General features: G+C 47.1%; 19 protein-coding genes. 4 read left to right on the forward strand and 15 right to left on the reverse strand.

The features are described 5' to 3' along the window. Positions 1-38: 38 nt before the first annotated feature. From AC3RCI_RS18610 to AC3RCI_RS18650, 9 genes are all read right to left on the reverse strand, one after another. Positions 39-1,889 (reverse strand): ABC transporter ATP-binding protein, encoded by a 1,851-nt coding sequence (locus AC3RCI_RS18610; RefSeq protein ID WP_492525958.1) that lies wholly within the window; start codon positions 1,887-1,889, stop codon positions 39-41. Further along, a complete protein-coding gene (locus AC3RCI_RS18615; RefSeq protein ID WP_492525960.1) occupies positions 1,886-3,658 on the reverse strand; it encodes an ABC transporter ATP-binding protein in 1,773 nt (590 codons plus the stop codon). The genes AC3RCI_RS18610 and AC3RCI_RS18615 overlap by 4 nt, the downstream gene beginning before the upstream one ends. Positions 3,659-3,926: 268 nt before the next feature. After that, positions 3,927-7,601 carry a dynamin family protein gene (locus AC3RCI_RS18620; protein ID WP_492525962.1) on the reverse strand — a complete coding sequence of 1,225 codons (3,675 nt, stop codon included), beginning with the start codon at positions 7,599-7,601 and terminating at the stop codon, positions 3,927-3,929. A gap of 314 nt (positions 7,602-7,915) precedes the next feature. After that, positions 7,916-8,188: an NAD/NADP transhydrogenase alpha subunit gene (locus AC3RCI_RS18625; RefSeq protein ID WP_095292936.1), complete on the reverse strand. Its 273-nt coding sequence runs from the start codon at positions 8,186-8,188 to the stop codon at positions 7,916-7,918. Positions 8,189-8,211: 23 nt separating this feature from the next. Next, positions 8,212-8,907, reverse strand: coding sequence for an endonuclease III (gene nth / locus AC3RCI_RS18630; protein ID WP_127540382.1), 696 nt, complete (start codon positions 8,905-8,907; stop codon positions 8,212-8,214). A 163-nt stretch (positions 8,908-9,070) separates the two neighbouring features. Next, positions 9,071-11,809, reverse strand: a complete 2,739-nt coding sequence (locus AC3RCI_RS18635; RefSeq protein ID WP_336780775.1) for an S-layer homology domain-containing protein — start codon at positions 11,807-11,809, stop codon at positions 9,071-9,073. Between the two features lie 72 nt (positions 11,810-11,881). Then, on the reverse strand, positions 11,882-12,583 hold the full coding sequence (locus AC3RCI_RS18640) for a GerMN domain-containing protein (protein WP_154895682.1): 702 nt from the start codon (positions 12,581-12,583) through the stop codon (positions 11,882-11,884). A 33-nt stretch (positions 12,584-12,616) separates the two neighbouring features. Continuing rightward, entirely contained in the window at positions 12,617-14,026 is a 1,410-nt protein-coding gene (locus AC3RCI_RS18645; RefSeq protein ID WP_095292738.1) for an N-acetylmuramoyl-L-alanine amidase family protein, read from the reverse strand. 257 nt (positions 14,027-14,283) lie between these two features. Further along, positions 14,284-15,690 carry an N-acetylmuramoyl-L-alanine amidase family protein gene (locus tag AC3RCI_RS18650; protein WP_492525964.1) on the reverse strand — a complete coding sequence of 469 codons (1,407 nt, stop codon included), beginning with the start codon at positions 15,688-15,690 and terminating at the stop codon, positions 14,284-14,286. A gap of 332 nt (positions 15,691-16,022) precedes the next feature. Between AC3RCI_RS18650 and AC3RCI_RS18655 the strand changes: the two genes are divergently transcribed. Then, entirely contained in the window at positions 16,023-16,289 is a 267-nt protein-coding gene (locus AC3RCI_RS18655) for a hypothetical protein (RefSeq protein WP_492525966.1), read from the forward strand. Further along, the gene (locus tag AC3RCI_RS18660; RefSeq protein WP_492525968.1) at positions 16,240-16,584 is read left to right on the forward strand and encodes a hypothetical protein; all 345 of its coding nucleotides are present in this window, start codon (positions 16,240-16,242) and stop codon (positions 16,582-16,584) included. The genes AC3RCI_RS18655 and AC3RCI_RS18660 overlap by 50 nt, the downstream gene beginning before the upstream one ends. A gap of 136 nt (positions 16,585-16,720) precedes the next feature. Here AC3RCI_RS18660 and leuD read toward each other — a convergent pair whose 3' ends face one another. After that, positions 16,721-17,323 carry a 3-isopropylmalate dehydratase small subunit gene (gene leuD / locus AC3RCI_RS18665; RefSeq protein WP_336780770.1) on the reverse strand — a complete coding sequence of 201 codons (603 nt, stop codon included), beginning with the start codon at positions 17,321-17,323 and terminating at the stop codon, positions 16,721-16,723. A gap of 31 nt (positions 17,324-17,354) precedes the next feature. Beyond that, on the reverse strand, positions 17,355-18,776 hold the full coding sequence (leuC, locus tag AC3RCI_RS18670) for a 3-isopropylmalate dehydratase large subunit (RefSeq protein WP_336780845.1): 1,422 nt from the start codon (positions 18,774-18,776) through the stop codon (positions 17,355-17,357). Positions 18,777-19,115: 339 nt separating this feature from the next. On the opposite strand from leuC, the gene AC3RCI_RS18675 reads away from it, so the two are divergent. Then, positions 19,116-20,060 carry a LysR family transcriptional regulator gene (locus AC3RCI_RS18675; RefSeq protein WP_336780769.1) on the forward strand — a complete coding sequence of 315 codons (945 nt, stop codon included), beginning with the start codon at positions 19,116-19,118 and terminating at the stop codon, positions 20,058-20,060. Positions 20,061-20,253: 193 nt separating this feature from the next. Here the strand turns inward: AC3RCI_RS18675 and AC3RCI_RS18680 are convergent, their stop codons facing one another. The 4 genes from AC3RCI_RS18680 to AC3RCI_RS18695 form a co-directional block, all read right to left on the reverse strand. After that, positions 20,254-20,439 carry a hypothetical protein gene (locus tag AC3RCI_RS18680; protein WP_154895677.1) on the reverse strand — a complete coding sequence of 62 codons (186 nt, stop codon included), beginning with the start codon at positions 20,437-20,439 and terminating at the stop codon, positions 20,254-20,256. An 85-nt stretch (positions 20,440-20,524) separates the two neighbouring features. Further along, positions 20,525-21,346 (reverse strand): carbon-nitrogen family hydrolase, encoded by an 822-nt coding sequence (locus tag AC3RCI_RS18685; RefSeq protein ID WP_154895676.1) that lies wholly within the window; start codon positions 21,344-21,346, stop codon positions 20,525-20,527. Between the two features lie 101 nt (positions 21,347-21,447). Beyond that, entirely contained in the window at positions 21,448-23,082 is a 1,635-nt protein-coding gene (locus AC3RCI_RS18690) for an ABC transporter substrate-binding protein (RefSeq protein WP_492529945.1), read from the reverse strand. 188 nt (positions 23,083-23,270) lie between these two features. Next, positions 23,271-24,293, reverse strand: coding sequence for an ABC transporter substrate-binding protein (locus AC3RCI_RS18695; protein WP_492525970.1), 1,023 nt, complete (start codon positions 24,291-24,293; stop codon positions 23,271-23,273). Positions 24,294-24,545: 252 nt separating this feature from the next. On the opposite strand from AC3RCI_RS18695, the gene AC3RCI_RS18700 reads away from it, so the two are divergent. Continuing rightward, positions 24,546-25,754, forward strand: a complete 1,209-nt coding sequence (locus tag AC3RCI_RS18700; protein WP_154895671.1) for an aminotransferase class I/II-fold pyridoxal phosphate-dependent enzyme — start codon at positions 24,546-24,548, stop codon at positions 25,752-25,754. Positions 25,755-25,928: the final 174 nt, after the last annotated feature.

Raw genomic sequence — 25,928 nt, forward strand, 5'->3', positions numbered from 1 at the left:
TCACAAAAATCTAAAGCATACATAAGCCAGAATTCATTTTATAAAAATTTGTATTGCGCTTCGATGAGACCATTATAAACGCCTTGTTTCTGAATAAGTTGCTCATGGTTTCCTTCTTCCTTGATTTCACCGTGATCGAGCACAATAATGTTATCTGCATTCCGGATCGTCGAGAGTCGGTGAGCAACCATGAAAGAGGTTCTGCCTTTAAGCAGCACTTTCAGTGCTTCCTGAATTTTGAGCTCTGTCTCGGTATCAATGCTTGCTGTTGCTTCATCCAAAATAAGAATCCGTGGATCCGCGAGCAAGGCACGGGCGAAGGACAACAGCTGCCGTTGTCCCATGGACAGCACGTTTCCTCTTTCTTCAACCTCCGTATCATATCCACCAGGCAGCTTCATAATAAATTCGTGGGCATTGACCGCCTTCGCAGCCTCCTCCACTTCTTCATTTGTTGCATCCAGTCTACCAAATCGAATATTGTCTCGAATCGTTCCGGAAAAGATAAAGGTATCCTGCAAGACAATGCTTACCTGACTGCGCAGACTCTCAACCGTAATATCCTGTATATCATGGCCGTCAATCGTTAGTCTTCCTCCGGAAATATCATAGAAGCGGCTAATCAGGTTGATAATTGTACTTTTTCCTGAGCCGGTGTGACCAACCAGTGCAATGGACTCCCCTGCTGCAACCTTAAAGCTGATTCCCTTAAGCGCCTGCCTGCCTTTCTCGTATTCAAAAACGACATTGTCAAAAACGATATCGCCTTTAATAGAAGGAATCGGCTTCGCACCCGGTTTGTTCGCAATGCTTGGTTCCTCATCCATGAATTCGAAAATGCGTTCGGAGGAAGCCATGGCTACCAGCAATTGATTGTACATCTGACCCAGACGGTTAATCGGATCCCAGAAGTTACCGACATAGTTGGCGAAGGCTACAAGCAAACCTACAGTTAACTGACCATCTTGAATCAGGTAGGCACCAAACCAGAACAGGATCAATGTACCGAAACCGCCGGTAATTTCAATAAGCGGTCCAAAGCCCTGGTTCATGGCTGATGCTTTGTCCCATGATTTTTTGCTGGACATGTTCATGTTGTCAAAGTATTTCATGTTTTCTTTTTCCTGTGTATACGCCTGAGTCACGCGAATCCCCTGAATGGATTCATTCAAGTGGGAGTTGATGCGGGAGTTCTTCATGCGTACATCCTGCCAGGCACGACGGATCAATACGCGCAGCTTGGTGGAGATAATAAACATGATCGGTACCGTAATAATAACGGCAAGGCCGAGTTTCCAGTTGATGAGCATCAAGATGACGATAATTCCCAATAACTGCACGCAGTCGATCATGACGTTGACTGCACCATTGGTGAACAAATCCTGTAATGAGTTGATATCATTCGTGACACGAACGAGTACGGACCCCGCCGGTCTTTTGTCAAAAAAGTTAAAGGACAGTTTCTGAATATGTTTGAACAGATCCGATCGAAGGTCATAAATAACCCGCTGTCCTATAATATTGGTTAATTTGATCCGGTACGTATTGGCAGCCCATTGAATGAGATACAGCAGGAGTACCGAACCCCCAATAATATATAACAGGGTCATGCTTGGCAGTCCACTCTCCGGTGCTATGGCTCTGTCAATCGCCAGACTGATCAAGAAAGGAACCGATAATTTCGTGATCGTACCCAAAATCATCATCAATATGATCAGCGGCAGAAGCTGCCTTGCGTAAGGTTTCATATAGCCGAACAAACGTCCAAATTCTTTCCAGTTAAACGGTTTCTCAATGATCTCATCGTCCTGATAGACGAATCGTTCATTTATATTCTTTTCAGAGGTCCCTTTGACCTCGCGCCTGTCTGCTACCGTTTCGGCACTCATGAGTTCACCTGCTCCCCAGCCTCCCGCTTACCGCGGGCGATGTAGTCTGCGTATTGAATTTTGTAAACATCCTGATATGGTCCAGGTTCTTCAATAAGACGTTTGTGTGTACCGCGCTGAACGACACGCCCTTCATCCAGTACCAGGATCTCATCTGCATGTCGCAGTGATGATATCCGGTGTGCAATGATAAAGGTTGTTCTTCCTCGCATAACTTCCTGGAAACCGGACTGGATCTCATGCTCGGTCTCCATATCGACCGCACTGGTCGCATCGTCAAGTACCAGAATTTTCGGATTTATGAGCAAAGCTCTAGCGATCGCAATCCGCTGTTTCTGACCCCCGGACAGGCCCATGCCTCGTTCACCAACAACCGTGTCATATCCGTCCGGAAACTCCATAATGAAATCATGTGCTTTGGCCAGCTTCGCTGCCCGAATAATCTCATCCATGCTTACATTTTTGAGACCATACGAGATATTGTTGCGTATGCTGGAGGAGAACAGGAACGTTTCCTGAAAGACAGAAGCGATCTGGCTGCGCAAGCTGCGTATCCCCATGTCCTTAATATTTTTGCCATCCAGCTTGATGGTTCCCGAATTCACGTTATACGCACGCATCAAGAGCTGAATAATGGTGGACTTACCGGAACCTGTGCCTCCCAGGAAACCGATAACCGTACCCGGAGGTGCATCAAAATTGATATCGGTTACGGCCGCCATTTTATTGCCATACGCAAAGGTTACGGAATCAAACGTTACATGCCCCTTAACCTGATCAGCCTCGACAATGATTGGATCTTCTGTCTCCTGCACGTCCACCGGTGTATTCAACAGTTCCAGCACCCGTTCGCCAGAAGCTTTGGATTGTGTATAGTTATTGATATGGAATCCAAGGTTCCACATAGGTCCGATTATGTACCAGATCAAACTGAAAAAGGCAACGAGTTGACCAAGTGACAACGTTTGATTAATAACCATTCTTCCTCCGATGACCAGAAGGAGTACAACGCTTACAGAAGCAAGAATTTCCATAATGGGAAAATAGCGACTCCACAATGTTGCAGCATGGATCTGATTCGTTTTGTAACGCTCGTTGCGTGTGGAAAACTTCTCCACTTCGTAAGGCTCACGTGCAAAAGATTTTACGGTACGCACTCCAGTGATATTTTCCTGTACGGCTGTCGTCAATGAACTGAGCGCCAGTCGCATCTCCTGGAATGCAGGGTGGATCTGGGATTCAAATCGTAGCGCAACAAAGGCAAGCAGAGGAATACATATGAGTGTCAGCAAGGTAAGCTGCCAACTCATCGTCATCATCATAATTGCGCCGAATACGACCATCAAAACCATGTTGAGAATCTGTGCAAAGCCAAATCCGATAAAGTTGCGGATGGCTTCCAGGTCTCCCGTGAGGCGGGACATCAGATCACCCGTCTTGGCCGTATCATAATACCGGAAGGATAAAAACTGAAGCTTTTCGTAACATGCGTTACGCAGTCGGTACGCCAGGAAGTTACCAAGGCGTCCTCCATAGAATCCGTGTAAAAACTGCATTCCCGCTTTCAAAATCACAACACCTAACACGGTTAAAGCAAGTATGGGAACGTCTTCAAAATTGCGCGGTATAATTACATCATCAATCAGTACCCTGAGCAAATTCGGATACACCAGCCCGAGCGCAGTCGCTATGGCGAGGAACAAGATTGATACAAATAAATACGTGCGCTTTTCCCAAAAAAAGGTTTGCAGTTGCCTGAGAACATCCATGTTTCTCCTCCTCTTGTCTCGTTCAAAAACGGTATGAACATTTATGAAGTTTATCACCGTCCCCCATTCGCGGCAAAGCGAATAACTGACCATATTCAGGCTACTTTCTCCTTAATGCGTCATTAACAGGAATAAAAGACCACCTATCAATCAAATGTTTGAATATTCTCTTTGTTTCAGGTTGTTCGGACAAAAAAAGGCTCCCTGGTTGACCTGGTCGGTCAGGAGCCTTTTTGCAGATACATATGCATACACTCTACGTGTATACTTATTCGTGTACGAATTGCTGCATTTGTGCTGAAAGACTGTGCCATTCCTCTGCTGGAACGCCACTTGTCAGTGTCTCATTCAATGCGGCAACAGCTTCTTTCAGTCGATCTTCCAACTGGCTGGCTTGATGCTGCAATGACTGGTGCAGTTGGGCATCATAGAACTGGACCAGTTTTTCCTGTGCAGCAGGAAGAGCGTTAGCCACCATTTGTTTGATAACCGGATCGAGCGCTTCCTGGAGTCGTTGTCTCCCCTCACCTTCAAAGAATTGCTTCGGGTTGCGGAAGTAACTGAGATACGTTTTCCATCCTGAAGGTTCCTCCAGCCGGATTTCCTCGAGCACAGGTGTACTCCAGTTCTCAATAAAAGCAAGTGAAAGATCCATTCCGCCTGATCGCTCTTTAAGTTCCTGAACGCAATCATCGATCTGTCTCATTAACCAGCTCTTCCCTGCCTGTTCCAGTCGGAGTGTCGTCGCAAGCAATTCCTGTTCCAGCTCTACAGCGATCATACGCAGCAGTTCTCGTCCGCATGCTGCAAATGCACCTTTTAGATTACCACGGTCTTCCCGCAGAACGGAAGGATGGAACGCTTCTGCCATAAAGAGCCCCAGTCGATAACCCAGCCGCTGTCTGACATGAAAGAGCAATTCAGCCGTCTCCTGAGCAAGCTCTTCTCTCATGGAGCGCTCGGCAAGGGTTCGGATTCGCACGAGAGACTGATCCATGACAGCATCCAGTTCCTGCCTCCGCTGCTGCAGCACTTCTTCACCCTGAACTGCATCGTGGGCACGCTGATCTAACCGCTGGATAACCCTCGACAGCTCTTCGGCAGCACCACCAACCGCAAGGTCAGCAAGTTCTGTGCCAGCAAACCGATTGAACTCTTCCTCAAAACGAAGGAAACCCGATTGCTCAAGCATATCCGCATCTCCCGTGCTTTTGCCTTCCATGGCAAGCAGGCTGGAAACCGGAAACAATCGTGGGGCCCGAATCCCATTCGTTCGAAGCTGCGTACTGACATGCTCCAGTACCTGTTCAAGTTCATCTTCGGATGATGATAAGTCACTGGCATTCACCACGAAGAACATCTGGTCCATGGCCGAGCTGTCTTTCACCCGTCCCAGTTGGTTGAGAAACTGTCGATCTCCCTGAGAGAAAGCATGGTTGTAGTAGGTTACAAAGATAAGCGCATCCGCATTCTTCATATAATTGAATGTAACACCCGTATGACGGGCATTCACCGAATCGGCCCCAGGTGTATCGACCAGCACAATGCCTTGTTCGGTAACGTCACAGCTGTAGTACAGATCAATGCTGTCGACAAAGCAGGATTTCCGTTCATTGGCCACAAAATTTCGGTATCCGTTAAGGTCTACCTGAACATCTTGACCAAGCTGATCCATCGTATCATCCCAGCCTGCAGCTGCTGCCTGCAGGAAGCTGTAGTGCGGCCGTCCTGCGGGATGTACATCTTGTGGCGATAAGGACTGGACCCGTTTCTGCCAATCCGCTCCCGGTTCGCCCAATCCAAGCAAACGGAAGGAATAGGCCAGATCTTCCTGAAACGCGGCCAGGGTCTTCATGCGGACCCGGGCCGTTCCATGCTCCGCGCCTCCGGCCGGAGCCATGATCCGGTTAATCGCCGCTGTCGTTGGATGCGGCGATACAGGGAGTACAGCTTCGCCCAGCAGCGCGTTGGCGAAGGAGGATTTGCCTGCGCTGAAGGCTCCGAACAGCGCCAGGGTAAACGTGCCGCCCGCAAGCGAAGCCGCGCGTGCACGCAGATCCCGTACCGCCGACCCCATGGCGGGGTACGGCTCTACCAGCGCAGCTGCGGCTTCCAGCCGTGCCGCAGCTGCGTCCAGGCGCCGGCGGCGCTGTGCGCCAGCCGCCGGCTGCATGTGCGCCGCAGCTTTGCGCGGCGGCGCTTCTGTCTGTGGCTGCGCAGCCACAGACGCGGATATGCCCGGGTCAGAGCCGTGAGCTTCGCTCGGCTCTTGCGCGGGTACATGCGGGCCCTGCACCTCCGGCAACAGCCCGGATGGGAGAGGGCCCGCAGGAGGCAGCAGGCTGCGCAGCCCTGCTGCCTCAGCGGCGGCGGCGCGCTGCAGCGCCGTATAGCGCGCCGCCGCCGCGGATTGCGCCAGCACCGCTGCGCGGCTGGCGTCCAGCGCCTGAAGCGCGGCTTCGCCCTGCGCGCCCAGCGCCTCAAGCATCCGGTCGACCAGCATCATGGCCGACCTGCGGTAGCGGGCCTCAATCTCGCCCCGCACCTCCTTGCTGAATTGAAGCACATACTCGGGAGACACCTCTGCGCCAGCGCTTCGTTTCATCTCTAATAGTGCTTCATCCAGAACAGGCAGTTCAGTATTCAATGCCTGTTCCCAGTCCGGGTTCCACAGCTGATGGGCTTCTCCCAGCTTCCGAAGCATGGTGCGAATATGCACTTCCACTTGACCCGAAGTTTGATCCTGCAGCATTTTAACGAGCTCAGCTGCACGGCGCTGCTTTTCCTGTTCGGTCTTCCCACCTGAGAAAAGCAATCCTACCCGAAATCCAGGTTTCCGGCTCTCAAGATAGGCTGCGGCCGAAGTACGGATATCTGCAGGAGTGAGGTTGGCATTCGATAACAGGGACTCCAGCTCCCCCCGGAACTTCTCACGCTCCCGTGAGGGCTTAGCACGAAGCTCGTCTTCTTCAGCCTTTAACTTATCCAGCTCTCGTTCAAGTCGTTCAATGCCTTCCTGTCCTCCGATTTCGTCCAGCAGAGCTGCCTCTTCGTCCTCTCGCCGTTCAGCCTGTCTGATGATGTGCTGCTCGGTGATATGACTGGCCGAACTTGCAAGACTATGACGAATGAGTGCTTCCTTCTCGTTCAACATGTGTTGAATCAAATCAGGGAGCACATTCCATTGGTTATAACGATGATCCTTATCGCGAAGCGAAGTGAACAAGAGCCCATCATATCTGACTTCCCACGCGTCAAAAATCGCCTCTACACCTTTCACATACTCATCAAACGCTAGCTCACGTTCCCTATGCTTATCAATCTGATTCACGATGAGAAACAGCGGCTTCCCCCAATCCGATAGGCTTTTGGCGAAAGACAAATTGCTCTCAGACTGAACATGGTTATAATCCATCACATAAAAGACCACATCAGCAAGGTGAAGCGCCGAATGTGTTGCCAAGCCATGTCCCCGGTCAGTCGAGTCCACACCTGGTGTATCCAGCAGCACAGCATCATCTGCCAGCAAAGGGATGTCATCCCACACTTCAATGGAACGATATGCACCACCATTCTTGCAGTACTCTTCCAGTTGCTCAGGAGAGACTTCAAGCGGATCTGCGAGTACTTCCTGATTGTCAGCGCTTTCGTTAGCTGCCGTATAAATCAGCGCTCGCGGCGCGCCATTACGAATGGACACCACATTGGCACTTGTCGGCACAGGGCTTGATGGCAGCACCCGTTTCCCACATAAACTATTGATCAAACTTGATTTTCCTGCAGAAAAGTGTCCACAAAACGCGATTGTCAATTGCTTCATCTCTGCCTTGCTCATCAGATCTGTTAACGCATGTACAGCAGTATGGTCCTCTGTCTGCTCCATTGCCTTGCGCAGCGAAAGCAGTGGTTCAGCCAATTCTACTGGGTAATCTGTTCTGGTCATGTCTGGCCTTCCCCCTGGCTCCTCTTTATTGTACCTGTCATGTCTTTATCTCATAATAAATGTATTTTAACATTAGACAAACCGAATTTGAACGGTTTCGTTCATTTAAAGCTAAGCGTTACAGAAAGAAAACATCATTTTTACTTAAAAAAAATAAAACCGATCTGTCGGTTTTATCTGAATAATGGTTCTATTGATTACACAATGCTGTTCATTGTACGTAGCTATGTATGCTGCATTCAATGCCCGCATGAACTTATGTGATAAGCTCAACGCCAGCATTGATGCAACATGTCTTGCATTGACCAGGAGAATTAGCTAACAGCATTCTCCAGGGAAGGCAGCAAAATTTCAAATACTTGTCCATGCTGCAAAATCGTAATGTCTCTTCCTTTGTCTCTCATAACCACAACTTCCGGTTTGGTAGACATACGCTCCAAATAATGCTCAGGCACGTCGCCAGAGTGGCTTACTGTGATGCCTTCGACTTCTTTCTCTTCGTTCTCAGCCATTTCCTGTTCTACGATTTGCTCAAAAATATCGGAGAAGGCCTCAAAATTGTCAGTGTACACGGAAATGCATTTCATCATTACTCATCCTCTTCTGGTCATTAATTTATTTTTCGTTTTGGGCTTGTAGCACGTTCCTTATCTTTCCTGATTTGGGACGTTTTCATACGCTTTTTCCCTTCCCGGCATACGTCCAGCAATGGACAAATATGACACGCGGGATTTTGCGCCTTGCAATGGTAGCGTCCAAAGAAAATAATCCGGTGGTGAGTTAAAGTCCACTCATCCCGGGGTACGCGCTTCATCAGTTTTTTCTCGACTTCAAGTACGGAGTCGTCCCAGCCTGCCAGCCCGAGCCGTTTGGATACACGTTCAACATGCGTATCCACCGCAATGGCCGGTACACCAAATGCATTGGAAACAACCACATTCGCGGTCTTCCGCCCTACACCTGGCAGCGTCACAAGCTGATCATGTTCCTGCGGTACATCACCGCCATACTGCTCTATTAAAATACGGCACATGTTCTGAATATGCTTGGCCTTGTTCCGGTACAAGCCAATACGCCGGATGTCCTGTTCCAACTCTTCGAGGGGAACCGCCAGATAGTCGGCAGGACTGGTGTACTTTTGGAACAAGTCTGCAGTCACCTTGTTTACCGTTTCATCGGTACACTGAGCAGACAACAGGACAGCTACAGTCAATTCAAACGCATTGCTGTGATTTAATTCGCAATGTGCATCAGGGAACATCGCTTCCATCGTATCGAGTATGTGCCTAACCGTCGCTGCATTCATGAAGAGCTACCTCCCACAAAATCACCACACGGTGTGGAGACTTACTTTCCAAGCTTATTTCGAGTGCTCTGCGGGGACGCCAAAAAGCTTGCAAAAAAAACGTCCTGATGGGGGAAAGATCCCGCATCAAGACGGTCATTCTTTTGATCCTCGAAAAAAACGATTACTGTTTTTGGATCTCCATGACTACGTTATTCAGGAGATACAATACAATATTATCATTATCTTTGAGAGATTGCACGCTTAAAGTGTTGTCACCCTGGTGAACAAATACGCTTGTACCAAGTGCAAAACGGTAATTTGTATCTGAGGTGGACTCACGTTTAACCAGGATTTGGTTACCAACGCCATCATAAGACCAGAACTGCTTACTCATAATGGTCATCACTCTGAAACGAGTGGAATTATCCGTATCCTTGGTCATTTCAACACGGTCACCCACTGTAAGGCTGTTTAATGTGGTTAACGTAGAGCCAGACTTGATTACTTTTACAGCACCGCTAACAGGTACGGTTTCGCTCTGTCCATTAAACAACTTCAGCGTTACCGAAGTCGCATCAACAGACGTCACTTCTGCCAAAGTCCGTTTCACGACCTGAACCGCTTTAGGAGTCGTTCCTTCGAAAGTCACGTTAATCAGATTGCCGGCAGTCAGTTGAGAAGCTGTAATACTTTGTCCACCTTCACCTGTCAAAACAGCCTGATCCACGTAAAACTGACTTGTCAGGGAGTCCGATTTCACGCGAACACGACCATTAGTCTCTACAGATACGACTTCAAATTGTGCCACGGTGTTCAATGACACTTTTTGTACGTAATCCTGATTGGAACCAAGCGTAACGGTTACTTTATCACCAATCTTCAGGTCACTCAGACTTGCTCCAGACTTGTTGTAGATCTCTACTGCCGGAACGGTAGAATAAGGAACCGTGATGGTTTGATTACCAGACAATACGCTGATGGTTTTTTTATTTGTATCCATGCCGCTAAGCGTACCTTCGTATTTGTAAATGACTTTTACGGACAACGCTCTGGTTCCGACATACGTCAGATCGAGTTTGCGCCCTTCGTTCAATAGCGATTCCAATCCTGCAAGCGTAGGCTTGGTTGTATTGTAGTCCAGCTTCGTTTTGTCATCCAGCGTAAATACAAATGGTTTTTTGTTACTGTCCAGTACAGTCAACACTTTGGTTTTGCTGTTGTAAGAAACTACTGAAGCACCGTTCATCGGTTCCATCTGACGTCCAATAACCTGAATTCGAGTTACACGATCTTCACCATTTAGCGTCAGCTCAACCTGGTCACCATTCGTTGCATCTGTAATCAGATCTGACAATGATGCGTCCTGGATTCCGTTGATTACTACCTCCGGATTTTCCGCCAGCAGTTTTGCCTCAAGAGAGCCACCTTCACGTTTAAACGTCAATGTTGACTGATTGCCACCAATCTCCACCAAAGTACCACGTACAGACTGCTCTACACCCTGAGACAATTCGATGGTTTGCAGAACACTGTCCTTCACTGTGTATTTCACGGTACTGCCTGCTTTTAGCTCAGCCAAAGACAGAATTCGATCCTGATAACGAATAATCAGGTTATCACCATACGTAAACTGCTCTGTGGTTCCTGCTGCATTCGTGAACTTGATCGTTTTCCCGGTTGTGCTCACTTCCGTAATCACACCGCTGTCACTTTTGTTCACAATACCGGACTTCACGCGGATGGCCACCGTTTTTTTGTCAGCGGAGAAGGTCTCACGCTGTATTTCAATAATGCTGTCTGCTGTAATATCAGCAAGCTTGATCGCATTTCCGTTCTGGTCGATAAAAGCAGTTGCTTCATCATACCCGTAAGTTTCATAGTTTTCGCCAACAAAGATCCCAATTTTATTGCCCGACAACGAACGCGCAAATGTACCTTCGACGCTCTCCACCTGCGGCGTCGCATCGATAACTTCCACATAAGCTGCATTTCCAGCAGATCCAACTACCTGTACTTTGGTATAGAGCTGAACATTCGGTTCTGCCGCACGTGTCTCACTATCTTTTGTAAAATATGGAGTGCTGCTGTTCACCGTAAAGTTTGTTACTTTACCATTAACCAGCAGGCTGATCTGACCATCTTTTAATCCAGTTACATAACCCGTGTACGTGTTCGGGTAAGCTGTATCTGTTAACGCTTCTCCTCTGCTAAAGAAAGTCGCTAATTGGGCCCGGGTTACCGATCCGGTTGGATTAAATTTGTTGCCTTCCACACCTTTGGCAAGCTCCAGGCTCACTGCCAGATTGACGTAACCTTTGCCATCTGTGGAGATGCTTGCATCATCGGCGAAGCCAGTGGACTGACTGTTCTGAGCCTTCGCTTCAGCCTCTTTGTCCAATGAACGGATCAGCAGCTTGGTAATCCACTCACGCGATGCAGGCTTTTGTCCCCATGTTGTTTTAGATACGTCTGCTGTAGCTTCTTCCGTTTTATCAATCAGTCCCAGTTGAAGCGCCAAAGCCACATATGGCTTGAAATAATTCCCCACTTCCATATTTGTCGGTAATGCCGTAGCCGTGCTGTCGTTCAACTGGCCTTCCTGGTTCATAAAACGGATCGCCATGGTTACAGCTTCCTGTTGTGTTACCGCATCTCCAGGACGGAACAGACCATTGTTACCGAGAAGGATACCTTGGTTTGCCAGCTTATATACATGCTTCTCAGCCCAGTATCCAACCTTGATATCACTGAACAAACCTGCAGGTGCAGTCGTGTTGCTTACAGCCGCAGTCTGGCTCTGCTCCGCTTCTGTTGATTCCGCTGCCATGGCAGCTCCGCCAGCGCTAAGGGCCATCATGCCTGCAAGCACGGCTGATACTACTTTTTTAGAGTGTGATGGATTGTTATATTTAAAAGTCACCTATGATTTCCCCTCTCATGTAAAACGGTCGATATCCATTGGAAAACGGTAAAACAACATGCTGCAGCCAAACTATTCGGATCTTGTCATTGGATGCTCAAGATCGACATGGCCCATCAAGCTCTCGGATTGCTGCCCGTCCACCAGCAAATCAAGCGATTTAACTTCATCAAACTGGAAGAATGTTTTCTTCAAGGCATCAATTGCATAGGCTTCTCCACCTGCACCAAGACGTGCAGTATCAGGCATATGAATGTCCAATGTAAGTGCACCTGCATCAAATTTCACGGATTTCAATTCAATATCTTTGGCCCACAGTGGAACAAGTTTGTCATCAGACGTTTGTTGTAAAGCCGCAAATGCTTCCTTGTATTTATCATCATCTGCTGCGTAGGAGATACTCGCAGTGGCTTCATGCAGATCCAGCTCTTCCGGATCGGTATAAAACACCTTGATCGTTTTTTGCTCTGTACTCTGTGAAGTGCTGCTCGAATCCGTAGAAGCTCCTCCCGAAGAAGTTGTTCCTTCCGAACCTGAGCTGGAAGGTGTTGAATCCGGTGTAGATGTCGTACCTTCTGTTTCCACAGTTACAGGATCAGTAATTTCTGTATCATTTGTCTCATTCTCATTCGTTTGATCCTCAGGGACACTAACTTCCGTACCTGCCCCTTGAGTCTGACTTGGAGCAGGAGCTGCTGTTGGCTTGCTTCCGCATCCGGCAGCAACTGCCATAACCGTTACCAGCAGTGCTGCAATCCATATTTTTTTGTTCATTCTAACTCCGCCTCCTGATCATAAGGGAAACCCTTATTTAATTCCCAGATACTCCTTGATTCCTGCAACAATACCCTTGGCAACACTGTTTTGGAAACTTTCAGTGAACAGAGCTGCTTCATCACTCTTATTGCTCAGGAAACCGCCCTCCAGCAGAACAGCTGGCATTGTCGTTTCACGGGTAACATGGAGGCTTGCCGTTTTCACGCCACGATCCTTTAATCCCGAAGATTGCAGAAGATATTTGTGCATGATGGTAGCCAATTCCTTACTAGTGGATCGAGTATAGAAGGTTTCTACACCGTTCGCAGCAGCAGGTCCACTATTGGCATGAATGGAAATGAAAATATCCGCGTTTACCTTTTCGGCAATTTTCACACGTTCACTCAAAGCAAGAAAAGTATCATCGCTGCGGGTTAACACAACGTCAATTTTAGACTCTTTTTTCAGCAGTGCTTCCACTTTCAAAGCCATTGCCAAGTTAAAATCCTTTTCCCGTTTACCGGTAACACCAATTGCTCCAGGATCATGATCCCCGTGTCCTGCATCAATGACGACAACTTTCTTGCCATTATCTCCAACTGGAGGAGTAGGTGTCGAGCCTTGCTTGTTCAGATCAACCATAATCAAACCAGAATCGTTTTGAACGTCATAACCTTTGGCACTCGAAAGGTCAATGACAAAACGAACAGTAGAAGGGCTGTTGCTGTATAACGAATACCGAATCTTGGAAACATCGGGATAACCGCTGACTACAAGCTGTCCATTCTGGTTGCTGTCAAGAGCTTGTCCCTCACTGAAAGAATCAGCAAATGCTGTATTAGGTAAGTCGATAACAATCCGATCCGGTCCTGTCATCGTGAAGACGTTCGGCTTCGTTTCTCCGCTGGTTGCAATAAAGAAGCGGTTGTCACTGAAGCTGATGCCGTTCACCAGTACAAGACCTTCCTCATTTGTACTCCCGCCATTATTGCCGGAGTTTGGAGGAGTTGTAGTCCCGTTTCCGGAACCTGAATTCTGGGTAACTAATGTTACCGTCTTCGTAGTGTTGTTCCAACCCACCTTAAGACCCATTTGTTCACCGATAAATCGGAGTGGCACAAGAGTCGTACCATTTTTTACGAGTGGCGGGGCATCCAGGTTCACGTTACTGCCGTTCACCGTTGCCGTCTTCTGTCCTACAATCATCTGCATGGCAGTGTTGTCTTTGCTTATCGTCACGGTGCTTGTACTTTGCTTCCATTCCACACCGTACCCCAGACTCTCGGAAATAACCCGAATCGGCACCATCACTTTGCTATTGATGATTTCCGCTTTGGCATCCGATGGCTGCACAATTTCTTTCCCGTCTAGGATAATTTTCGTATCCACAGCTGCATGACTATAGCCCGGGAAAACGAGCCCAAAGACAAATAACAGTACCAAAAAACCGAACTTCTTCATCCTTCACCCCTACCATTCTCATATTTTTTCGCCGCATGTTGTGACTTACAGCTCCGACTGACCACGTGGGCATTACCAGACACCTATTAGACGCCCCGTACTCTCAAAAGTTGCGAATATATTCCAACATAACAGAAAAAAAACGTTGTCAAATCAAGCTTTTTCTACATTTTAATGTCTTTTTATTTCCTTTTTTATCAATTAAACATCTGAAAACAACGAGCTTTCCTAAACTGCGCATTTACGAATAATCGTACTTAAAGCCCTAAAGATTCTATAATTCCATCTACAATTGCTTCTGCACAACGGTTCTGATAATCTTCTGTGAGCATGAGTGCTTCATCTGTTGGATTACTCATAAAACCTAGCTCAAGCAGAACTGCTGGCATGGACGTCTCACGAGTTACATGCAGGCTGACCATTTTCACACCACGATCCTTGAGCCCTGCAACTGGCATGATATGTGTATGAAGCACATCGGCCAGCGTTTTGCTCTCCATCCGACTATAGAGCGTTTCTATTCCGTTCGGATCAGCAGTCGTAAATTTGTTCCCGTGAATGGATATGAATACGTCCGCCTGATTAAGTTCTGCCATCTCGACTCTCTGCTGCAAGGAAAGTTCAGTATCATCCTGACGCGTGATCACCGTTTGAATATCTTCATGCTTCTGCAGCAGTGCTTGTACTTTCAAACCCACTGCAAGATTAAAGTCCTTCTCATACTTTCCGGAAATACTTACTGCTCCCGACTGCCTCCCACCGTGCCCGGGATCAATAATCACTATTTTCTTGCCATCATCCGTTGGTAAGGCGGGTTGACTGGCAGACTCCCCATTACTTGCTGTCAGATCAACAAGCAGCACATGGTTATCTCCAAGCGACCATTTAGCCGTAGCAGATTGTTTCAAATCAAATACAACACGAACCGTGGATGGTGAATGGCTGAACATGGCGTATCGCACCATGGATACCACAGTGGAATCTGTAACTACAATGCTGCCGCTGCCATCCGAACTGAAATCCTGTCCTTGGATGAAAGACTCAGAGAACGTGGTTTCAGGCATATCCACAATAATTCGATCCGGTGCACCGAGAGTGGACATTTTCGGCTTGACTTCTCCACTTGTCGTTATCATCAATCGATTACTGCTGAAACTTATACTCTGAAGCTCAGCCTTCAAGCTGGGAGAAGGAGCTGTGGTAGCCTCATCCTCTTCCTCTTGTTCTGCCACTGGTGGAGCGGTGCGTAGGCTGACTGTCTTGGTTCCATTGTCCCATCCTACTTCAAGCCCCATGCCTTCTCCGACGAAACGCAAGGGGACCAGCGTCGTTCCTTGTTTGACCAAAGGTGGGGAATCCAGTTCTACAGGGCTTCCATTGACTGTTGCTGTATCTTTACCGGCCGTCATTGCTATACTGCGGCTTCCTTTTTGAACCAGAACAGACTTGGTTTCCTTTTCCCACCTCACCTGATAACCGAGGTTCTCTGAAACAATGCGGATTGGGACCATCACGGCATTTCCGACATTTTCTGTTGGTGCACCGGATCGCTGATCAAGGGTTACTCCATCAAGAACAATTGAGGGCACGACGCCTGCTTGGGCTGCGATAGGAAATAAACACATGAACAGAAAGATAACGACTGCAGCCGACCATTTCTTCATAGATCATCCACCATTCTGTTGTGTTCTGTACCTTCGTATTGTCCTCTATGTAACTTTCCATAATATACTAATCAGTTTATCAGATAATGGCTTTTCATCCGGTTACAACGTTGTCATATTTAGTCGGAACCAAGATGAAAAAAGAAATCAAATTGGAGAAATATCTTCTTTTTAGTCAACACGAATTGGATATCTTGTCAAAAATATCATCTATTGATGCTATTATATTTTATGTGGCACCATAAGAAGATCCTCATCCATAGCAAATTGTCCAATCTACTTTGTATCGTAAGGAAAGAATGAAAGTCATTTTATTCATAGGGGGGAAAACAGTGATCACTTTGTATAAACAGGCATCCAATGGCAAGCTGCTCTACGCAGAATACTGGATCGAAGAGGATCAGGTTGTGGAGCATATCGGCGAAGTCGGTACGGTTGGTACAACGACCAGAATGGATTTTCCAGCCTCGTTTAGCGATGAGGACGAATTCAAGGTTGATTTTCTTCATCGCTACTCAGACCAAGGTTACAAAAGAAGACGAGGGTTACATGCTGATTATTCAATATCCGATGAAGAGTCTTACAGGCAGCAAACGTGATCTATGGCTCAAGGATAAAGCCAGTGAGGCACTGACAAGTGAGCTAGGTTGGAAAGGGCTCGGCATTGTAGATGGACATGATATGGGCCAAACGTTAAATCCAGTTACGCAGTATGCTTTGAATATTTACTGCTTTGTAATGGATGAGACACTTGGAATTCAAGCAGTTAAGCGTGTGCTCCGAGAGACGCGACTGGACTATACCAAGATCAAAATCGCATCAAGAGATTTAAAAAATGACGGGGATTACATATTGAAGTATTCAGCAAAAAACAATCAGGAATTCTACGTATAGATCACTTGATTTAAATGTGTCATTCTAACAAGATAGCAAGATTAATCAGCACTGAATAATAGAAAAAGCTTCTGTCTCTCATCGGAACAACGTTCCTACGGAGAAGCAGAAGCATTTTTATTCGATATGTCAGATATTATCCAAACAGTTTTGCGGCATGACGCTGCTCATACGCTGTAATCTCATCATCATGTTGCAATGTCAGACCGATATCGTCCAGACCTTGCAGCAAGAATTGACGACGGTGCTCATCCAGATCAAAATCGATATGCAGTCCGTATGCATCGGTAATCGTTTTGTTTTCCAGATTGACGTTCAGTTCATAGCCTTCATGAGCAGCTGTACGCTGGAACAGATCTTCTACTTGCTCTTCAGACAATTTAATTGGCAGGATGCCGTTTTTGAAGCAGTTGTTATAGAAGATATCTGCAAAAGATGGTGCGATGACACAACGGAATCCATAGTCCATAATTGCCCAAGGTGCATGCTCACGGGATGAGCCGCAGCCGAAGTTTGCACGGGAAATCAGAATGGATGCTCCTTCATAACGGGATTTGTTCATTTCGAAGGAAGGATTGTTGTTCCCCTCTTCATCGAAACGCCATTCGTAGAACAAAAATTGTCCAAATCCGGTACGTTCAATCCGTTTCAAAAATTGTTTTGGAATGATCGCGTCAGTATCTACATTGACCCGGTCTACCGGTGCAACGATGCCTTGCAGTGTTTTAAATTCTTCCATGTGATCCGTTCTCCCTTCTGTCCGTTACCTGTTAGATAACTGCTTCCGTTTTAAAATTCCAGTCACGTACGTCAACGAAGTGACCTTTAACCGCTGCCGCTGCAGCCATTGCCGGAGATACCAGGTGGGTACGTCCTCCACGTCCTTGACGTCCTTCAAAGTTACGGTTGGATGTTGATGCACAGCGTTGTCCTGGTTTCAATACATCCGGGTTCATTGCAAGACACATGCTGCATCCTGCATCACGCCATTCAAATCCTGCCTCCGTGAAGATTTTATCCAAACCTTCTTTTTCGGCTTGAATTTTAACACGGCCTGAGCCAGGAACCACGATTGCCGTAACATTGCTGGACACGGTATGGCCTTTGGCAACCTTGGCTGCCGCACGCAGATCCTCAATCCGTCCATTCGTACAAGAACCGATAAATACATAGTCTACCTCAATTTCAGAAATCGGTGTTCCAGGTGTAAGACCCATATATTCAAGCGCCTTTTCAGCTGCTTTGCGTTCATTTTCAGTTGGCAGTTCTGCCGGAACAGGCACTTTGGATGAGATATCCGTTCCCATACCCGGGCTGGTACCCCAAGTTACTTGCGGAATCAGGGACTCCACATCGATCTCTACAACACGATCAAACTCGGCACCCTCGTCTGTAACAAGCTCTTTCCAAGCTGCAACAGCTTCATCAAACTTCGCACCAGCAGGAACATATTCACGTCCACGCAGATACTCAAATGTCGTTTCATCCGGAGCGATCATACCTGCTCTTGCTCCACCTTCGATAGACATGTTGCATACGGTCATACGCTCTTCCATGCTGAGTTCACGGATCGATTCGCCCGTATACTCAATAACATAACCTGTTGCAAAGTCTGTGCCATATTTGGCAATCACTGCGAGGATCATGTCTTTTGCTGTTACGCCCGGATTACGCTTCCCGACGAAGCGAACCTCCATGGTTTTTGCTTTTGCTTGCTGCAAACATTGAGTAGCCATGACATGCTCTACTTCACTTGTTCCAATTCCGAATGCCAGTGCACCAAATGCACCGTGTGTGGACGTATGGCTGTCACCGCAAACAATGGTTTTACCTGGGTGAGTCAGACCAAGTTCTGGTCCCATAACGTGTACAACACCTTGGTCAATCGTATCCAGATCATACAGTTTTACGCCAAAGTCGCGGCAGTTTTGAGAGAGTGTATCAATTTGTTGCTTGGAGATTGGATCGGTAATATTGTAACGATCCTTGGTAGGAACGTTGTGATCCATTGTCGCAAACGTTAATTCCGGGCGACGTACCTTGCGTCCAGACAAACGCAGGCCTTCAAATGCTTGTGGAGAAGTTACCTCGTGTACAAGGTGGAGATCGATATACAGAATGCTCGGTTTTCCTTCTTCCTGATGAATTACGTGATTTTCCCAAATTTTCTCAAACATCGTTTTTTTACTCATCATTTTCACCTCATCATAAGTTCGGTCCTTGGAAGAGCCTCTGTTTTTGTCTAAACGGTGAAGCTCTTGAATGACATAAATATATCACCCTGTCCTTCATTGTTCCAAGATATAATATCTATAGATGTAATAGGTTTGACCTATAATGAGTTGAAATACAATAAACCACTGTAACCACAGCGGCTCTTAATTGATAACAATTATCATTATCATACAATGCTTATACTACGTTGCTTCACCACGAGTGTCAATGCTTTTTATCTATATTCATGATAGAAAAATGATTTATTTATCCATGATGATATAATGGTGGCATAACGAAAGGAATGACAAGTGCTTATGGAATTCAGACAACTTCAATATACGCTGCAGATTGCTGCAGAACGGAATTTCTCCCGGGCGGCAGAGAAACTTCATATTGCTCAGCCTTCGCTCAGTCAGCAATTGTCTAAACTTGAGAAAGAGCTTGGCGTTCTGCTCTTTCAGCGTAATACCAGCACGGTGGAGTTGACCCATGCTGGGGTCACCTTTGTGGAGCAAGCCCAAAAAATTGTAGATGCTGTGGAATTACTCAGACAGGAAATGTCAGATATCTCCCAGCTGCGCAAAGGCAAAGTCGTTGTGGGCAGCATGCCGATCACCGGTTCCCACCTTCTGCCGCATGTACTCCCTGCTTACCAGCAAGCCTATCCGGATATCGAGGTTACATTGCTTGAAGACGCCGGTCTAACGCTGGAGAAGCTGACAGCCAGCGGCAAAGCTGATCTCAGCCTGCTCTCCTTGCCCTTGCAGGAACCAAGCCTGTCGTACGTTGCCATCGGCGAAGAGCGAATCGATCTGGCCGTACCTCCTCAACACCCCCTTGCCGTCAGAGGCAATCCGGATCATCCGATCCCTGTGCATATGGAGGAGCTTCGGGACGAGTCGTTTGTTGTATTGAAAAAAGGACAAGGCTTCCGCAAGCTGACCTTTGATCTGTGCCAGCAGGCAGGATTCGATCCGAGTGTCGTATTTGAGAGCAATAACATTGAAACCGTGCAATCCCTTGTAGCTACAGGCATGGGCATTACCCTCGTTCCACGCTTTATAGCCAGGGCACCACGCAGTGAGTTTGTGCCTGTCTATGTACCACTTGCTGAACCTGTCCCAAGTCGTACTCTAGTGGTCGCTTACCGTCAGGGACGTGTACTTTCCAAAGCGGCAGAAGCTTTTATTGAGACATTTAAACAGACGGTTGCCAAGCTTTCCGAAGGAGACTATGAGAATCCTGTCTCTGTAAATTAATCATTTCAAAGGTAACAAAATAAACAAAGGCTTGACCCATATGGGTCAAGCCTTTGTTCTATACTCTTCTCCCGCATAAGCAGGATCAAGTTCTTGCATGAAATCGCAGTACATCGTTACATCACAATGTTGCTGATATCATGATCTAAAGTTAACGTAGAAACGTACATAAGAGATATTCATGTCTTGTTGTTTATTTTCGCAAATTACGTTCACTCGTCAGCCTGTTCTGTTGATTGACCAGTCGGCCTTCGTCCTGAATGTTTTGTTCAGGCGGTGATAGCCCTCCTGCTCCATTCTCTAAGAATGGCCTCAAGTGATCTTCCCTAGTGTTTTCCTGTTCCAGTCTCCTGAGCGTATCTTTCACATGGTTGTCCATTGATTGATCATCCTCCTTGGTGACGGGATAGTTATCATTACCCGCCTCCTGGAAGGATAAACACTTTACTGGAATTATTTTTTTATTATTTTGCACCAAAATAAATACCAGGTCTGCGGTCTTCAAAAACAGGAATGCGTCCCCGCACTTCATCAACAAGGGAAGGGCGAATCAGCCCGGTCACAATCTCTTCCCCTTCTCCTCCCTCAGCCACAATTTCGCCCCAAGGATCAATAATGAGAGAATGCCCAAAAAATTCGGTGTCTCCCCCTTTACCGACCCGGTTGCACGCGATCACATACATCTGATTTTCAATCGCTCGTGCTGTCAGCAGTGTGCGCCAGTGGTGCAAACGTGGATTCGGCCATTCTGCTGGTACGATCAATGCTCTGGCCCCATTCAATGCAAGCGTACGGGCTAGTTCTGGAAATCGGATATCATAACAGATGGACGCCCCCGCTGTCAGACCGTTCTCCAGTTCGAAAATTTCAGGATCTGCTCCAGGCTGCAAATATTTCTCCTCATCCATCAGGCGGAATAGATGCAATTTATCATAACGTGTAACCTGCTTACCTTCACTGTTGTAGGCATACATAGTATTAAAAATTTGTCCATTTCGCTTCTCTGCTATGGATCCACCGACAATTGAAATCTGATGCTTCTCGGCAAATGCCGATAACCACTCCCGTGATTTTTGCCCTTCCGGGTCAGCGAGCTCATGGATTTGTTCCAAAGCGTAACCTGTATTCCACATTTCCGGCAGCACGGCCAGCCCCAGATCCGGATATTGTTCAACTGCTTGCTCAAGCAGATTCTGCATATGTTGATGATTGGCTTCAGGATTACCAAGCTGAATGTCACCCTGAATCAGGGCAACACGCATTTCCCCCAATGGTTGTTTTGTCATGACGTGCACTCCTCCGAACTGTAATACCTGTTATCATAGCTTGATCCGAGCGAAGCCTGCAACAAGGTTTTGATCAACCTTATTTATGACTTCAATCGCTGCTAGTTAACGATTATAGAGGATGGGTCAGTTCGTTTCAGCAATTCTGGGAACAGGCTCTGCAATCTGCTGTACGATAAGGCATCTCCCATATTCCACACCTGCTCATCCAACGTGTACACTTTTCCTTTTTTTACAGCGGGCAGTTCCTTCCACTCATCACTTTCAAACAGCTTCTCCGTTGCTGCCCTGGCCGCATCGCTCTCTGGCAGCATGACAAAAATATGGTCCCCCGCATACTGACTTATCGACTCTGTTGAAATCTCCTTGTAGGCCCTCCCGGCAGCCAGAGCTTCCTGCACTTTGCTTACAGGCACAAACCCCTGCGGGTGATACAGAAACGGAGCCAGTCCGATATTGCCCATGACAAACAAGCGGGCACCTCGGTGATGCACTAGCACCGAAGCCGTTTCGCCAAGCTGAATCCATGGTTTTATGCTGCTCCACATCTCCTCTGTTCTCCTATGATAAGATGCAATCCATGTCTCTGCATCCAGCTCCATGCCAAACCAGCTTCCCACTTTGCGGATGCGCTCTTCCAGGTTCGCATGAGAGTTGTATATCAAAGTAGGAGCAATGCGGGAAAGCCGCTGGTACAACTGTTCATTCGTGCTATCGAACAAAATCAGATCCGGCTGCTTCTGCACGGTCCATTCCAAATCAATGGAAGGTAAAACATCATACGCTTTGCCATCAAGCACGGGAAGCCCCAACGCAAGTAAGTCTCCTGCAGAATCTCCATAGAATAGAATCCGCCCAGGGTGTCCAGGAATGTTTACTTCATGTCCAGCCCAATCTTGAACAAGCGTATGTCGTTGAAGGGATCGATCATATTGCCGGGGAGCCAGTCCGGTGTGCTGCCTGAAGCGTCTGCTGAAATAGTACTCATCCCGGAAGCCTATACGACCCGCAATATCGCGCAGAGGTTCATCAGAAAGGGAGAGCCATTCCTTCGCCTGTTCAATGCGTACGTGGTTCAGGTATTCAAGAGGCTTACGGCCTGTAATTTGCCTAAACAAAGCTGTAAACTGAGCTGGTCGAAGATTTGCGAGCCGCGCTAATTTCTGTACAGTTATATCCTGAGCGTAATGCTCGTCCACGTATTGAATGGTGTTCTGTACCCTGACATCCGGGCTTTGTTCTGTTTTGGGCAGCGTATAGCGGGACACTACTAGTTCCATCAATTTTTGAAAATGTACATTTAACCGGCTATATTCCGCATCCGTTTGATAGAGGCTGGCCGATTCCAACAAATCCAGCATGCCGAATAACGCGCCGGGTGAAAAGTCGTTCATCTGGTCCCTTTCTTCAAATAAAGAACGTGTGTAAAGTTCCGGATCTCCTGTTACCATGTGCACGGCATCGTAATGAAGCACCGTATATCTCAGCTCACCAGAACGGTTATGCTCCAGCTGATAATTCTCTCCTGGTGCCATGGGGTATATCTTGCCAGAGATAAATGGGTGTAATTCAGATCCGATATATATGCGGCCTTCGCCCTGTTCACAGAACAGCAGCGTATGCCGTTGACCGCTGACTTCAAGCATAACTTGGTCAGAAGGATCAATATGACGCTTGATATGAACATAACGGAACAGGAATGCGGAGAAAAATAAGGGATTACCGTTTGCGATCATTTGCTGCACTTCCGTTTCACCTCATACCTACTGTAAATGAGAATGGTTATCATTAATCTATTCTGATTATAAGCCGCAAAGCCTCATTATTCCAGCATATATACAAAAGACACTGGTTCACGATTAGAAACATTAATAAGAGCCCTCAACGATACGCTGAAGGCCCTGTACAGGATATGAATGGTCTTTTATTGAATCATTTGTTTCGGCAATTCCTGCAGAAGCCACTCTCTTGATGTAGCATCGCTCGATGCTTTGACGATATCAAATCGATAAACCTTGCCTTCCTTGACTGCAGGCAGATTATTCCACACCACACTATTCATCAATTCCTCCGTTGATTGCTGTGCGCCTTGATCTACTGCATTTAAAATAAATATGCGGTCTCCAGCGAACTCTGCCATTTTTTCCTGTGATATCTCAACAAATCCTACTTCTTCATCCAGTACCTTTTGGATTTCAAGGGTTGGCTTCATACCACCAGGTCCGTACAACAGCTGGGGCAATCCTGCACCCGCCATCACGAACAATCGATTACCTGGATACATGGTAAATACCGATGCGGTTTCGTCTTCCTTCAGCCCATTTGCACGCAGCTGATCCCACATTTCCTCTGTTGCCTTGGCATGTGCAGCAAGCCAGTCTTCAGCCTCCTGTTTTTTGCCGAGCAAATCTCCCAAGAATCGCATCCGTTCTTCGAGTGGCCAGAAGGAGTTGAACGTCACCGTCGGAGCAACTTTTGAAATCTGCTCGTATTGCGTTTCATCATCATTCGAGAAAATAATCAGGTCAGGATTGAGTGATAGCGACTTTTCAACACTGATTGGAAAACCAACATCTTCTGCATCTTCCACCTGATCATCGAATACCGTACCTTCATTTTTAAGAATACCTACTGGAACTACCCCGAGAGCCAAAAGATCCCCAGTAACCTCGCCGTGGTATATGACACGCTGTGGATTAGTCGGAACTTCGACTTCGTGTCCAGTCCAGTCTTTAAATATTTTCGATTCACTCGTATTGTCTGCGCCTGCCACTTCTTCTTGCCCGGTGTTCTCTGCTGCTGCCTGCGAGTCATTGGATGTTGCCGCAGCAGTTGTCTCTCCGTCACCTGAACCGGTCGTGGATGAATTGCCGCAAGCAAGCAGCAGTACGGATAACGCTGCAATCATGAATGTCGTGCTCATCACACGAAAGCTGTTTTGTTTCATTTTTTTCTTTCCCCCTAGATAGTTAAGCGTTCTTTCAATGATATTGATTATCATTATCGTAAATGATCATAAGACAAAGGCTCTTCTTCGACAATGGACAAACACGAATCTGGCCAATTCGGTTTTGTACAAAAGCTATTTTCACGGTAGATAAAAAGTCTTCAATCTCTTATCCCCTCTATACAGCTCGGGATTAGCGTGATAAATTAATGAATACTATTCCCACTTTTATGAACCGGAGTGATGAAATTAATGAGTAATTTACAGCAAAATTCGGGTCGTTCCGCCTTTGATATACCTACCTCAGACGTTATGACACAGCTGCCAACGCAATTTTTTGCAACACTCGTGCAAAATGTTAACCGTGAAATCGCAAGTGGTCACGACGTAATTAATCTTGGTCAGGGGAACCCGGACACTCCTACACCACCGCATATCGTAAAAACATTGCAGGAGTCTGCCGAAAATCCGCTTTATCATAAATATTCACCCTTTAGTGGACATGCCTTCCTGAAGGAAGCCATCGCCAAACGTTATCAAGAAGATTACAACGTTGACCTTGATCCGGAGACTGAAGTTGCCATTTTGTTTGGTGGGAAAACGGGGCTTGTACAGCTGCCGCAAGTGCTGCTTAATCCCGGGGACGTATGTCTCGTTCCTGATCCGGGTTATCCGGATTACTGGTCCGGGGTGGCTCTTGCCAAAGCGCAAATGTCATTTATGCCTCTTTTGGAGTCGAATGCATTCCTTCCTGATTATGAGTCCATCTCGGATGAAGTTCGTGACAAGGCCAAGCTGATGTATTTAAACTATCCCAACAATCCAACATCCGCGACTGCCCCGCTGTCATTCTATGAAGATACCGTGGAATTCGCCATCCGGAACAAGATTGTCATTGCCAGTGACTTCGCATATGGTGCAATAGGGTTTGACGGACATCGTCCGGTCAGTTTCCTGCAGGCGCCTGGCGCCAAGGAAGTCGGTATTGAATTCTATACGTTATCCAAAACCTACAATATGGCAGGCTGGCGGGTAGGCTTCGCTCTGGGTAATGCGGAGATTATCTCCAAAATCAATCTGCTCCAGGATCACATTTATGTTAGCCTATTTGGCGGCATTCAGGCAGCGGCAGCTGCTGCCCTGACTTCCTCCCAACAATGTGTTACTGATCTGGTTGCGCGGTATGAATCCCGCCGTAATGCATTATATGAAGCACTTTCCTCCATCGGATGGCAGGCTTCGAAGCCCGGGGGTTCTTTCTTCAGCTGGCTGCCTGTTCCTTACGGGTTTACCTCAGCCGAATTTGCAGATTTGCTGCTTCGGGAAGCCAAAGTCGCTGTAGCACCGGGTATCGGGTTTGGCACACATGGGGAAGGTTACGTCCGCGCAGGTTTGCTGAGTGACGAGAAGCGATTGGAGGAAGCTGCCAGAAGGATTGGCAAGCTGAACTTGTTTAAGTAATTAAGGCCGCATACCCCTTTGCATCTGCCAAGTTTCCATGGTATGTTATTAACAAATATCGAACGAAACGTGATGACGGGACCAGTACGAGAGAACAAGCCGCGCCCAGAGAGTAAATTCCACCGGGCTGCAAGAATTTACCGCGGCTTCTCTCCGAAACCTACCCCTGAGCGG

Source organism: Paenibacillus sp. MT124 (genome assembly GCF_058792755.1).